Origin of the sequence: Halomonas qinghailakensis (assembly GCF_025820815.1) — a bacterium.
GTDB classification, from domain to species: domain Bacteria; phylum Pseudomonadota; class Gammaproteobacteria; order Pseudomonadales; family Halomonadaceae; genus Vreelandella; species Vreelandella qaidamensis.
The window spans coordinates 2,052,548-2,064,598 of the sequence record NZ_CP096973.1; the positions used below are offsets into that span (position 1 = coordinate 2,052,548).

12 protein-coding genes are annotated in these 12,051 nt (G+C 56.4%); 2 read left to right on the forward strand and 10 right to left on the reverse strand.

Features of this window, described 5'->3' with window-relative positions; genetic code table 11:
• Positions 1-32: 32 nt before the first annotated feature.
• The 10 genes from paaD to paaF form a co-directional block, all read right to left on the reverse strand.
• The gene (gene paaD / locus M0220_RS09665; RefSeq protein WP_264017492.1) at positions 33-647 is read right to left on the reverse strand and encodes a 1,2-phenylacetyl-CoA epoxidase subunit PaaD; all 615 of its coding nucleotides are present in this window, start codon (positions 645-647) and stop codon (positions 33-35) included.
• Positions 631-1,461: a 1,2-phenylacetyl-CoA epoxidase subunit PaaC gene (paaC, locus tag M0220_RS09670; protein ID WP_264017493.1), complete on the reverse strand. Its 831-nt coding sequence runs from the start codon at positions 1,459-1,461 to the stop codon at positions 631-633. Before paaC ends, paaD begins: the two co-directional genes overlap by 17 nt.
• A 14-nt stretch (positions 1,462-1,475) precedes the next feature.
• Positions 1,476-1,757, reverse strand: a complete 282-nt coding sequence (gene paaB / locus M0220_RS09675; protein ID WP_009723077.1) for a 1,2-phenylacetyl-CoA epoxidase subunit PaaB — start codon at positions 1,755-1,757, stop codon at positions 1,476-1,478.
• A 121-nt stretch (positions 1,758-1,878) separates the two neighbouring features.
• Positions 1,879-2,865, reverse strand: a complete 987-nt coding sequence (gene paaA / locus M0220_RS09680) for a 1,2-phenylacetyl-CoA epoxidase subunit PaaA (protein WP_030070903.1) — start codon at positions 2,863-2,865, stop codon at positions 1,879-1,881.
• 307 nt (positions 2,866-3,172) lie between these two features.
• Entirely contained in the window at positions 3,173-4,486 is a 1,314-nt protein-coding gene (paaK, locus tag M0220_RS09685) for a phenylacetate--CoA ligase PaaK (RefSeq protein ID WP_030070902.1), read from the reverse strand.
• 96 nt (positions 4,487-4,582) lie between these two features.
• Complete coding sequence (gene pcaF, locus M0220_RS09690; RefSeq protein WP_264017494.1) at positions 4,583-5,788, reverse strand: 3-oxoadipyl-CoA thiolase; 1,206 nt, start codon at positions 5,786-5,788, stop codon at positions 4,583-4,585.
• Positions 5,785-6,267, reverse strand: coding sequence for a hydroxyphenylacetyl-CoA thioesterase PaaI (gene paaI, locus M0220_RS09695; protein ID WP_264017495.1), 483 nt, complete (start codon positions 6,265-6,267; stop codon positions 5,785-5,787). The genes pcaF and paaI overlap by 4 nt, the downstream gene beginning before the upstream one ends.
• Positions 6,260-7,795, reverse strand: a complete 1,536-nt coding sequence (paaH, locus tag M0220_RS09700) for a 3-hydroxyacyl-CoA dehydrogenase PaaH (protein WP_264017496.1) — start codon at positions 7,793-7,795, stop codon at positions 6,260-6,262. Before paaH ends, paaI begins: the two co-directional genes overlap by 8 nt.
• 1 nt (position 7,796) lies before the next feature.
• The gene (gene paaG, locus M0220_RS09705) at positions 7,797-8,588 is read right to left on the reverse strand and encodes a 2-(1,2-epoxy-1,2-dihydrophenyl)acetyl-CoA isomerase PaaG (RefSeq protein WP_009723071.1); all 792 of its coding nucleotides are present in this window, start codon (positions 8,586-8,588) and stop codon (positions 7,797-7,799) included.
• 16 nt (positions 8,589-8,604) lie between these two features.
• Complete coding sequence (paaF, locus tag M0220_RS09710) at positions 8,605-9,378, reverse strand: 2,3-dehydroadipyl-CoA hydratase PaaF (protein WP_030070897.1); 774 nt, start codon at positions 9,376-9,378, stop codon at positions 8,605-8,607.
• Positions 9,379-9,746: 368 nt separating this feature from the next.
• Between paaF and paaN the strand changes: the two genes are divergently transcribed.
• Both paaN and paaY read left to right on the forward strand, forming a co-directional pair.
• On the forward strand, positions 9,747-11,423 hold the full coding sequence (paaN, locus tag M0220_RS09715) for a phenylacetic acid degradation protein PaaN (protein ID WP_264017498.1): 1,677 nt from the start codon (positions 9,747-9,749) through the stop codon (positions 11,421-11,423).
• Positions 11,424-11,434: 11 nt separating this feature from the next.
• On the forward strand, positions 11,435-12,040 hold the full coding sequence (gene paaY / locus M0220_RS09720; protein ID WP_030070893.1) for a phenylacetic acid degradation protein PaaY: 606 nt from the start codon (positions 11,435-11,437) through the stop codon (positions 12,038-12,040).
• Positions 12,041-12,051 lie beyond the last annotated feature (11 nt).

A 12,051-nucleotide genomic window follows, 5' to 3' on the forward strand; every position in this document is an offset into this window, starting at 1 on the left:
TCAATCGTAGTGCGCTGCATTTATCGTTGAAGTTACAGGCACTTGAAATAATCGAAAGGCTCCAGGCAATCGCGACAGCGGTAGAGCGCCTTGCAAGCCGTAGAACCGAATTCGCTGACGCGTTCGGTCGCTTCGCTGCCACACAGCGGGCAGGGCACTACCGGGTCAGACTGGCCGGTCAAACTCCGCTTGCTGGCACTTCCCACTGGCGGAGCGATGCCGTAAGCGCGTAGTTTTTCGCGACCGGCGTCGGTCAGCCAGTCGGTGGTCCAGGCGGGTGACAGGCGGCGCTGGATTAGCGGATTTGAATAACCCGAGGCCACCAGCGCTTCAACAATATGCTGCTCAATCGCTTCGGTGGCCGGGCAGCCAGAGTAGGTTGGCGTTACGCTGACCACCAGCCGTCCATCCTGCCAATCGATATCGCGCACAATGCCTAGCTCAACCACGCTGACGACCGGGACTTCCGGGTCTGGCACTTCCTGTAAAACGGCCAGCACAGCGTCAACATCACCTGTTTCACCGGCTGGCGGCAGCCCGCTACGGTCGCTGCCGATCAAGTCTTTGGAAGGCCAGTCATCGGTAGACAAGTCATCAGTAGACAAGTGATCGGTAGGCGTCGACGGAGAGTTACCAGACGGTAGCATCAGGATACGTCCTCGGCAGATATTGCATTTCCGCCAATAGAAAGCCCAAGTGCTCAGTGTGATGACCGACTTTACCGCCGGTATACATCCACGCATCGTAGGAGGGGCGCACTAGCGTGGCTTCTTTTAGCACTTCGTCCACGGTTGCTTTCCAACGGCTAACCAGGGTCTCCGGGTCGGGCGCGATGCCAGCTTCAAACATGGCCTGATCAATCTCGTCGAACTGCACTAACTCACCGGTAAATTGCCAGAGATTGTCTAGCGCGCGCTGCATACGGGCGTGGCTCTCTTTAGTGCCGTCGCCAAGGCGAATCACCCATTCAGAGGAGCGGCGTAGGTGATAGGTGGCTTCTTTAAGTGACTTAGCCGCCACTTCAGCAATGCGTGGGTCGCTGGATTCGGCCAAGCCGTCAAGAAGATGAACGTGCCATGCATCGAACAGGAACTGCCGTCCCATGGTATCGGCGAAGTCGCCGTTGGGTTGTTCAACCAGCAGCAGGTTGCGAAAGTCCTGGGCATCGCGGCGAAAAGCTAGCTGGTCGGCATCAATGTTGGCCTGACTGTCATCGCCTTCGGCAACCATTAGTTCAGCTGCATAGCTCAGCCAGTTGCGTGCCTGACCGAACAGATCAAGCCCCACATTCATTAGCGCCATTTCTTCTTCTAGCGCTGGGGCTTTGCCACATAGCTGTGCGTGACGTTGGCCGAGTACCAAGGCCGTGTCGCCAAGGCGCAGCAGGTAATCGATCAACGGAGCTTGTGTTTTTTGTGCGCTGTTTTTCTTAGCCGTGTTTCTTTGAGCAACGTTCTGCATGACAGCCTCCCTCCTCACATGTGGCCGACTTCTTTCGGCAGTTTGTAGAAGGATGCGTGGCGATAGACCTTGTCGTTAGACGGGTCAAACAGCGGCTCTTTCTCGTCGGGAGAAGACGCGGTGATTTCGCTGGCGGGAACCACCCAAATGCTTACCCCTTCGTTACGGCGGGTGTAAAGCTCGCGGGCATTTTCGATTGCCATGCTGCGGTCGGCGGCATGTACGCTGCCAACGTGCTTGTGGTTAAGGCCGTGTTTGCTGCGTATAAAAACTTCGAAGAGGGGCCAGTCAGCCATGAGAGAAACCTCAAGTGGTCAGAGGAGCCCCGTAACGTGGGGCTCTCTATTGTTTTAAATTTTAAAAGCCAGATTTTCAAAACCAGATTTTAAAAGCCAGGTTTAAAATCAGCGGTGGGTGTTAGGCAGCTTTGCGTTGACGCTTGGCGGCATGAGCCACGGCGGCTTCACGTACCCAGGCACCGTTATCAATAGCGCTACGGCGTGCTTCGATACGCTCGCGGTTGCAAGGGCCGTTGCCTTTAACCACATCAAAGAATTCCTGCCAGTCGATTTCGCCAAACTCGTAGTGGCCGGTCTCTTCGTTATATTTGAGATCCGGGTCGGGTGCGGTGCAGCCGAGCAGCTCTAGCTGCGGTACGGTTTGGTCGAGAAAGCGCTGGCGCAGTTCATCGTTGCTGTGGCGCTTAATCTTCCAGGCCATCGACTGGGCGCTGTTGGGGGAGTTCTCGTCGGACGGGCCAAACATCATTAGTGCAGGCCACCAGAAGCGATTAATCGAGTCCTGCACCATCGCTTTTTGGTCATCAGTGCCTTCTTGCATCATGGTCAACAGAATCTGATAACCCTGGCGCTGGTGAAAGCTCTCTTCTTTGCACACACGAATCATCGCGCGCGCGTAAGGGCCATATGAGGTGCGCTGTAGCGGTACCTGATTAACGATGGCTGCGCCATCAACTAACCAGCCGACCGTACCCATGTCTGCCCAGTTGAGCGTTGGGTAGTTGAAGATGCTGGAGTACTTGGCGCGCCCGTCATGAAGCTTGTCGATCTCTTCGTCGCGGTCGGCGCCCAGGGTTTCCATGGCGCTATAAAGGTATAGGCCGTGACCCGCTTCATCCTGAATCTTGGCCATCAATTGCAGCTTGCGCTTAAGGGTCGGCGCACGTGTCAGCCAGTTACCTTCCGGCAGCATACCGACGATCTCGGAGTGTGCGTGTTGCGAGATCTGACGGATCAGTGTCTTGCGGTAGGCATCCGGCATCCAATTCTTAGGTTCAATTTTGATTTCATCATTGATGCGCTCCTGGAACTGGCGTTCCTCAGGGCCCATCTCATCAAGCGTTTTAAGTTTTTTAGAACCGGTTTCAACGAGCTGCGCGTACATAGAGACCTCCGCGGCGTCGGACTATCAGGGGGTTTGACTTATCTTGTTTAAAGTATAGTGACACAAAATATTTTATCAACAAGTATTTTTGTGTGTCACTTTAAGACTTTGTGATTACGGATAAAGCCAATGTGGTTGGTTTATAAAGGAAAAGTGGCTCAACATAAGTGATTCTTAATGTGGCGTTTTTTATTATCAAAGTTGGCTGTGTGGGTATAAAAAGGCCCTTGCAGGGTTGCCTGCAAGGGCGTCGTTCTAACGTCTCAGTGTATGGCTAAACCAGCCGGCTAAGGCGCTAAGGAGTGAATTAGCGAAGGTCCTTGACGCGCCTGGCCTTACCCAGCGAACGCATCACGCTCTCTACCTGACACACTTCAACCTGGGTGCTAATGCCAATGTACGTCTTAATGGCATGCTGCAGCTGTTTTGCTGCTTGCTCACAGGCTACTGGATCACGGGCGATGTCATGATGGCTCGCCTCGACACGCACACGTACCATATCCATATTGCCTTGGCGGCTGACTTCGATCTCGTAGTGGGGCGAAAGCGTCGCAATCTTGAGCAGTTGCTCTTCGATCTGGGTGGGGAACACATTCACACCGCGAATGATCAACATGTCGTCGCTGCGGCCAGTGATCTTGTCGATGCGGCGCATAGGGCGCGCGGTGCCCGGCAGCAGGCGGGTCAGGTCGCGGGTGCGGTAGCGAATCACCGGCAGGCCTTCTTTGGTTAGGGTAGTGAACACCAGCTCGCCGTATTCGCCGTCGGGTAGCACCTCCCCACTGACTGGGTCGATGATTTCGGGGTAGAAATGGTCTTCCCAGATGGTCGGGCCATCTTTGGTTTCCAGACACTCCATGCCGACACCTGGGCCCATTACCTCGGAGAGACCGTAGATATCGAGGGCGTCAATGCCCAAGCGTTGTTCTAGGGCCGTGCGCATGCTGTCGGTCCAGGGTTCTGCACCGAAAATGCCGGTCCGCAGGGGCAGCGTGCGCGGGTCGATACCTTGGCGCTCCATCTCGTCGGCGATGTTGAGCATATAAGACGGCGTGACCATGATGATGTCTGGCTGGAAATCACGGATCAGCTGAACCTGTTTCTCAGTCTGGCCGCCCGACATGGGGATGACCGCGCAGCCCAGACGCTCGGCACCGTAGTGCGCGCCCAGTCCGCCAGTGAACAGGCCGTAGCCATATGCCACATGCACCTTGTCGTTGCGGCTACCGCCAGCGGCGCGGATCGAGCGCGCCACCACATCGGACCACACATCAATATCCTTCTGGGTGTAGCCCACCACCGTGGGTTGGCCGGTAGTGCCGCTGGAGGCATGGATGCGAACAATCTCACTCATCGGCGTGGCCAACATGCCAAACGGGTAGTTGTCGCGCAAATCAGCCTTAGTGGTGAACGGCAGCTTAGCGAGATCTGCCAGCGTGTGGATATCGTCGGGATGCACCCCAGCCTTGTCGAAAGACTGGCGATAGAACGGCACGTTGTCGTAAGCGTGCTTTAGGCTCCACTTCAGGCGCTTGACCTGAGTGGCGCGCAGCTCGTCGACGCTGGCGGTTTCCAAGGGGTCGAGAGTCGCAGTGTCGATACGCGTAGCGGGCTGATTCATCAGGAGTCTCCGGTCAAGCAAATTGTTATTGGGCTAACGTTTTATGAGCAAGCCATGGTCAGGGTAACGATTTGATTAGTGGTTTGAAGAATGGACTTATAAGCGCTCGATGATCAGAGCAATGCCCTGTCCGACACCGATACACATGGTGCATAGCGCAAAGCGTCCTTGCCGACGTTCGAGCTCATGCAGTGCCGTGGTGACCAACCGAGCGCCGCTCATACCCAGCGGGTGGCCGAGTGCAATGGCGCCCCCATTGGGATTAACGTGTTCGGCATCATCACTAAGGCCCAGGTCGCGCATGACTGCCAAGGCCTGAGCCGCGAAGGCTTCGTTAAGTTCGATAACGTCCATTTGGTCAAGGGTAAGCCCAGTTTGGGCGAGTACTTTACGGGTAGCGGGAGAGGGGCCAAACCCCATAATGCGCGGCTCCACCCCGGCGGTGGCCATGCCTACCACACGAGCGCGAGCCTTGAGTCCGAAACGTTCAGCCTGCTCGGCAGAAGCCATCAGTAGCGCACAGGCACCATCGTTAACCCCAGAAGCATTACCCGCGGTGACACTGCCGCCTTCACGGAAGGGCGTGGGAAGCTTGGCAAGCTGCTCGGCGGTCGTGTTGGCGCGCGGGTGCTCATCGGTATCCACCACCAGTGGGTCTTGTTTACGGCGGGGTATTTCGACAGGAATGATCTCTTCAGCAAGGCGGCCAGCCTCGATAGCGGCGGCGGTGCGCTGCTGGCTGCGTAGGGCGAAGGCGTCCTGGTCTTCCCGGGAAATGCCAAATTGTTCAGCCACGTTTTCAGCGGTTTCGGGCATGGAGTCCACGCCAAACTGAGCTTTCATGGCGCGGTTGATAAAGCGCCAGCCGATGGTGGTGTCGAAAATATCGGCTTGGCGTGAGAAGGCTTGTTCGGCCTTACCCATCACAAAAGGCGCGCGAGACATTGATTCCACCCCGCCGGCGATCATTAGTCCTGCTTCGCCGGTCTTGATGGTGCGGGCGGCGTTGCCGATCGCATCCATGCCTGAACCACAAAGGCGGTTAATGGTAGTGCCGGGCACCTCGACCGGAAGCCCAGCAAGCAGTGCAGACATACGCGCTACGTTGCGGTTGTCTTCGCCCGCCTGGTTGGCGCAGCCGTAAAAGATGTCGTCGATCAGCGACCAGTCGACGCCTGGATTGCGTTCCATCAGGGTGCGCATGGGAATGGCCCCCAGGTCATCGGCACGCATACTCGAAAGCGCGCCGCCGTAGCGACCTATTGGGGTGCGAATGGCATCAATAATCAGCGCGTCTTTCATTGGGTATCTCCAGCAGCAGTATTTTCTGCGTCAGTATCTTCCAAGCGGCGTACGCTGCCGCGAATTTTGTAGGAACGCCCGCGGAACAAGGCAACGGTATCGCCGTACTGATTGCGCAGCGTGATGTCATAAATACCGGTGCGCCCACGGCGGCTGCGCTCTTCGGCGGTGGCGGTCAGTTCGTCGCCTAGCTGGCCAGGGCCGAGGTAGTCGATGCTGCAGCCTGAGGCTACCGTGGCCTCATCGTAGCTGTTGCAGGCAAACGCAAAGGCGGAATCGGCCAGGGCAAACAGAAACCCGCCATGGCAGTTGCCGTGACCCTGCACCATATCCTGGCGCACGGTCATGGTCAGTTCTGCAAAGCCGGGGGCGACACGGGTAATGCGCATGCCTAACCCTTGGCTGGCATGGTCACGGGCAAACATTGCCTCGGCACAGGCTTCCGCCAGCTGCTGTGGGGTCAGTTGGGAATCACTCATGAAAGCTTTCCTCGCTTAGGGCGTTGCGACGCAGCAGGAACGAGCTGCGATAACGCTCTTCGCCGTAACTCTTCTGTAGATGCGTAAGGGTGCGGTGAACGAAGGGTAGACCCAGTGAATCTGCCCAGGCCAAGGGGCCGCGTGGGTAGTTGACGCCAGCTTGCATGGCCAGGTCGCCATCCTGGGCGCTGCAAACACCTTGCAGTACGGCATCGGCAGCTTCATTGGCGAGCATGGCTACGGTGCGCAGTACCACCAGCCCCGGGGTATCGGTTAGCCAGGCCACGTCCATTCCCATATGCTGGAAGAACGCCGTTGCAAGTTGGCGGGCCTCGGGCGATGCCGTATGGCTGGCAGCAAGCGCGATGGCGCTAGCGTTGCGGTAGTCCAAACACAGGTCGAACAGTACCAGAGCATCGAGCCCTTCATTGACCGCTCGTTCGGCGGCACAACGCCCGTCGCTGAGGGCCAGTACCAAGTCGCCTAGGTATAGGCGAGGGGAGCCGTCTTGCTGTAGCGATTCGCGGTACACCACATTGAGACCAGCTTCTTGAGCGCGTTCAAGCAGTGGCGCGAGAGTGCTGTTGGCACCCTGTACGACAAGTGCTGGTAGCTCCATATTTGCTGGTTCGGCAAACGTAGGCTGTGGCTTAGCAGCGCTTTCAGCGTAGTCAAAGAAGCCCTTGCCAGACTTACGTCCCAGGCGCCCGGCTTCAACCAACGCTTGCTGTACTAAGGAGGGCTCGAAACGGGTATCGCCGTAGTAAGCGTCAAACACCGAGCGGGTCACCGCGTAGTTAACGTCATGACCGATCAGATCCATCAGCTCGAAAGGCCCCATGCGGAACCCACCGGCTTGACGCAGCAATGCATCGATAGTGGCGGCATCGCTAGCACCTTCCTGCAACAGGCGTAGGCCTTCGGCATAGAATGGCCGTGCCACGCGATTAACAATGAACCCAGGGGTGGAGCTGGCGTGCACCGCGACCTTGCCCCAGGCAACGGCGGTGTCATAAAGGGTGTCGGCAACGTCGGTGGTGGTGGCTAGGCCAGATACCACTTCCACCAGCTTCATGACCGGTGCGGGGTTAAAGAAGTGCAGCCCTGCCATGCGCTCAGGACGCTCAAGATTCGCAGCAATAGAAGTGATCGACAGTGACGAAGTGTTGCTGGCGAGCAAGGTGTCCGGCGAACACAAGGCTTCTAGCTGGGCGAACACCTGACGTTTGATCTCAAGGTTTTCGACAATAGCTTCAATAACCAAATGACTGTCGGCCAAGGCATCGATAGCATCGGCAGGTTGTAGGCGAGCAATAATGTTATCCACATCCCCTTGGATCATCTTGCCCTTGGCAACACGCTTTTCCAGCTGACGGCGAATGTTATCAATGCCCGCTTTGGCAGCGCCGGGTTGATTGTCATGCAGAATGACCGAGTGGCCAGCCTGGGCGGCAACCTGAGCAATACCTGCGCCCATGGCACCTGCGCCAATCACACCAATAACGGCAGACGTTGGAAGGGCTGACATATCACTCTCCCTTGAAGGTGGGGCGACGTTTCTCGATAAAAGCGCTGACGCCTTCGCGGTAATCTTCCGTGCGTCCGGCAAGGCGCTGTAGGTCGCGTTCCAGGTCGAGCTGCTCGTTGAAGCTGTTATCGCTGCTGGCGTGCAGGGCACGTTTGATAAGCGCCAAGCCGCGCGTTGGTTGAGTGGCCAAGTGGCGAGCCATGTTCATGGCTTCTTCCTGAAGCGCCTCATCATCGACGCAGCGCCAGATCATGCCCCACTGTTCGGCAGTCTCGGCGGGCAGCTTGTCGCCAAGCATGGCTAGGCCCTTAGCCCGCGCCATGCCGACTAAGTTAGGCAGGGTCCAGGTGCCGCCGGAGTCGGGAATTAACCCAATCTTGCAGAAAGCCTGGATAAAACTTGCCGAACGAGCAGCCAATACGATGTCGCAGGCCAGGGCGATGTTGGCACCCGCACCTGCGGCCACACCATTCACCGCACAAATGGTCGGGAACGGCATATCTTTAAGGGCGCGCAACATAGGGTTGTAGCGTTTTTCAAGCGACTCGCCGAGGTCGGGGGCTTGCTCGCCGGGCGCGACGCTACGGTCGGAAAGGTCCTGACCTGCGCAGAAGCCGCGGCCGTTACCGGTCAATAACAAAGCGCGAACGCTTGAGTCTTGGCGCACGGCTTTTAGCGCCTTGCGCATTTCGGCATGCATCTCGGTATTGAAGCTGTTCAGGCTGTCGGGGCGGTTCAACGTGATACAGGCGACGCCATCTTCCACGGTGTAAAGCAGGGGCGCTTGGCTCATGGGTAATATCCTTGTGTCAGTGCCCTTGAAAAGTGGCAGGTCGTTTTTCTTGGAAGGCGCGAATGCCCTCTTCGCGGTCGGCGGTGCCCGCCAATAAGGTGAACGCATGGCGTTCAAAGCGCAGGCCAGTGGCTAGGTCGGTATCCATCGCCTTGTGTAACGACTCCCTTGCTAAGCGCACGGCCAGCGGTGCCTTGGCGGCAATACGCGTTGCAATGGTCATGGCGCGCTCAAGGGTTAATTCGGGCTGGGTAATCTCGCTAATTAGGCCTGCTTCAAGGGCGCGGCGAGCAGAAATTGGCTCGCCAGTTAGCACCATTTGGGTAGCCAGTGATTTACCCACCGCTCTAAGCAGACGCTGGGTACCACCAGCACCGGGCATGATGCCCAGATTGATTTCAGGCTGGCCGAACAGGGCACTTTCACCGGCAATAATGATGTCGGCATGCATGGCTAGCTCGCAGCCACCGCCCAAGGCGTAGCCGTTAACGGCAGCAATGATTGGTTTGCGAAAACGCGTAATGGTGGCCCAGTGGTGCTGGCGAGGATCTTCCAACATGCCGACTAGGTCGCGCTCAGCCATTTCATTAATATCCGCACCGGCGGCGAATGCTTTCGCACTGCCGGTGATCACCACGGCGCGAACGTTGTCATCACAATCGGCGCTGTTCAGGGTGTCGGCGAGTTCGCCAAGCAGCTGGGTATTCAGCGCATTCAGTGCTTCAGGGCGATTCAGCGTAATGCATAAAACGCCTTCCAGGGGCGGAGTTATTTTTAGAGTAGTGGGCATTGTTACCTCAGTTCGGCCTGTGGCGCACAGGATGAATATCTGCCGAGTATAGATTTATTTTGATACACATCAATATTGTTTGATTGTTATTAGTGTGTCGCTTATCAGCATTTTTGATGATTTATGCCTTGTTAACAACGGTTTGTATGTATTTATAGCGGGGGAATGTTAGTTATTAGACCATGGTATGAAAGGTGGAAAATTGGCTCGAAAAGTGATCTTTAGCCCGTGTATATCGAGTTTATTGATCGTGGTGGGCTAATTGTTAAACAAGCGGTGCCAGGGAAAGCGTTTGATGTTTTGTTACGGGAAAGATAGTCTTCTTGTCTATAACGTATCAAAAAAATAAGTGAGTGCAGGAGCGCCCCATGACGCAATCAGCGCAGCAGATGTTCGATTCTCATCGCCAGACCCTAGAGCAGGCCGTCGAAGCAATTGCCACCCGTACTTTCTGGACGCCTTATCCAGAAAGCATGCGCAAATACTCCGAAGATGCTGTTAAAGCGGCCCCTGCTAACTTCGAGGCACTGCTTAATCAGCCATTTACACTTAATAGTGTGGGCAGTACAAAGCAAGTGGGTGGTGAAATATCACCTTATGGCTTTGAGCTTGGCATTAATTATGAGCAGCCAAACCCCGACGAACTGATAGCGGCCATGCAAGTGGCAATGCGTGATTGGCGGGAGGCTGGGGCGCAAGCACGTGTGGGTGTCTGTCTGGAAATTCTGTCGCGCCTTAATGCCATGAGCCCGGAGATCGCCCAGGCGGTGATGCATACTAGTGGTCAGGGGCCGTTGATGGCGTTTCAGGCAGGTGGGCCGCATGCTCAGGATCGCGGCCTTGAAGCCGTGGCCTATGCCTGGCAAGCGATGGCGCAGATTCCTGCTACCGCACAGTGGGTTAAGCCCCAAGGCAAGCATGATCCCATTGTCATGGGTAAGCGTTTCCACATTGTGCCGCGGGGTATCTCGTTGGTGGTGGCCTGTTCAACTTTCCCCACTTGGAACACTTATCCTGGGCTGTTCGCCAGTTTGGCAACCGGCAACCCGGTGATGCTTAAACCGCACCCCGGCGCTATTCTGCCAGTAGCGATAACCACCCGCGTTGCACAGGAAGTGTTGGAAGAAGCAGGCTTTGACCCCTGCCTGGTGAGTTTGGTACCCGATACGGCAGATGCCCCGCTGACCAAAACGCTGGCGCTAGAACCTGCGGTCAAACTGATCGATTTCACCGGTTCCAATGCCTTCGGTGACTGGCTAATAGAGAATGCCACTCAGGCCCAGGTATTTGCCGAGAAAGCCGGTATCAATACGGTGATTATTGATAGCCTAGATAACCTTAAAGCGGTCACGGCGAACCTGGCTTTCTCGCTGAGTCTTTATTCTGGTCAGATGTGTACGACCCCTCAAGCGATTTATGTGCCCAAGAGCGGTATTGCCACAGCGGATGGCCATGTCAGTTTTGACGACGTGGCGGCAGCGCTTGCGAAAGCTGTTCAGGCGTTTCTGAGTGACAATGACCGCGCCTGCACGGTGTTAGGTGCCCTGCAGTCAGTAGACACGCAAGCACGGATTGATGAGTGCCGTGGTTTGGGCGAAATAGTCCTGGATAGCGAGTCACGAAAACACGCTCAATACTCTGACGCCCGCATTCACACGCCGCTTATCCTCAAGGTGGATGCAGCGCAAAAGGCTGCCTATAGTGAGGAGCGCTTTGGCCCGATAAGCTTTATCGTCGCGACCGACAGCACCGCGCATAGCATTGAACTGGCGCGTGAGGTGATTCGCGAAAAGGGCGCAATCACCCTCGGAGCCTACACCACCGATGAGGCCGTGGCCGACCAGCTTGAAGAGCTGGCGATGGATGTGGCCGCTCCGCTTTCTCTGAACCTGGACGGGGGCATATTCGTCAACCAGTCGGCTGCTTTCAGTGACTTTCACGCCACTGGCGGTAATCCAGCGGCGAATGCCTCTTTATGTAACCAAGCTTTTGTTGCCAGCCGCTTTGTGGTGGTGCAAAGCCGTCGCCACGGCCAATCAAACTAACGGAGAAGGTTATGCCTTACTATCGACTTGAAGGGGTGACACCGGTGGTGCATCCGACGGCTTATGTCCACCCAACCGCAGTATTGATTGGGGATGTGATTGTTGGCCCCAATTGTTACGTTGGCCCCGGCGCGGTGATGCGCGGTGACTTCGGACGCCTAGTGCTGGAAGAGGGTGCAAACCTTCAAGATACCTGTGTCATGCACGGCTTTCCTGGCTGCGTCACTAAAGTGGAAAAAGATGGCCATATCGGCCACGGTGCGGTTTTGCATGGCTGTGTAATTGGGCGTGATGCCATGGTGGGTATGAACGCCGTGGTGATGGACGGTGCGCACATAGCGGAGCGCTCTATTGTTGCGGCAGCAGCGTTCGTTAAGGCGGGGTTTGAGTGTGAGCCACAGTCGTTAGTGATGGGAGCGCCAGCAAAAGTGAAGCGCCCCCTGAGCGACGAAGAGTTTGCTTGGAAGCAGCAGGGCACCCAAGAGTACCAGCGCTTAGTGACCCGTTGCCGAGACAGCTTGGAGCCTTGTGAACCGCTGGCAGAAATAGATGCAGACCGCCCAACGTTGTTAGCCGGTGACACCCAGCCCAAGCAGCAGACCTTAGATAAGAAATAGAGCTTATATAA

What these genes read in the sequence shown, in the direction of transcription:
- paaD (WP_264017492.1), bottom strand. Translation starts at nt 647, where the DNA reads ATGCTACCGTCTGGTAACTCTCCGTCGACGCCTACCGATCACTTGTCT.
- paaC (WP_264017493.1), bottom strand. Translation starts at nt 1,461, where the DNA reads ATGCAGAACGTTGCTCAAAGAAACACGGCTAAGAAAAACAGCGCACAA.
- paaB (WP_009723077.1), bottom strand. Translation starts at nt 1,757, where the DNA reads ATGGCTGACTGGCCCCTCTTCGAAGTTTTTATACGCAGCAAACACGGC.
- paaA (WP_030070903.1), bottom strand. Translation starts at nt 2,865, where the DNA reads ATGTACGCGCAGCTCGTTGAAACCGGTTCTAAAAAACTTAAAACGCTT.
- paaK (WP_030070902.1), bottom strand. Translation starts at nt 4,486, where the DNA reads ATGAATCAGCCCGCTACGCGTATCGACACTGCGACTCTCGACCCCTTG.
- pcaF (WP_264017494.1), bottom strand. Translation starts at nt 5,788, where the DNA reads ATGAAAGACGCGCTGATTATTGATGCCATTCGCACCCCAATAGGTCGC.
- paaI (WP_264017495.1), bottom strand. Translation starts at nt 6,267, where the DNA reads ATGAGTGATTCCCAACTGACCCCACAGCAGCTGGCGGAAGCCTGTGCC.
- paaH (WP_264017496.1), bottom strand. Translation starts at nt 7,795, where the DNA reads ATGTCAGCCCTTCCAACGTCTGCCGTTATTGGTGTGATTGGCGCAGGT.
- paaG (WP_009723071.1), bottom strand. Translation starts at nt 8,588, where the DNA reads ATGAGCCAAGCGCCCCTGCTTTACACCGTGGAAGATGGCGTCGCCTGT.
- paaF (WP_030070897.1), bottom strand. Translation starts at nt 9,378, where the DNA reads ATGCCCACTACTCTAAAAATAACTCCGCCCCTGGAAGGCGTTTTATGC.
- paaN (WP_264017498.1), top strand. Translation starts at nt 9,747, where the DNA reads ATGACGCAATCAGCGCAGCAGATGTTCGATTCTCATCGCCAGACCCTA.
- paaY (WP_030070893.1), top strand. Translation starts at nt 11,435, where the DNA reads ATGCCTTACTATCGACTTGAAGGGGTGACACCGGTGGTGCATCCGACG.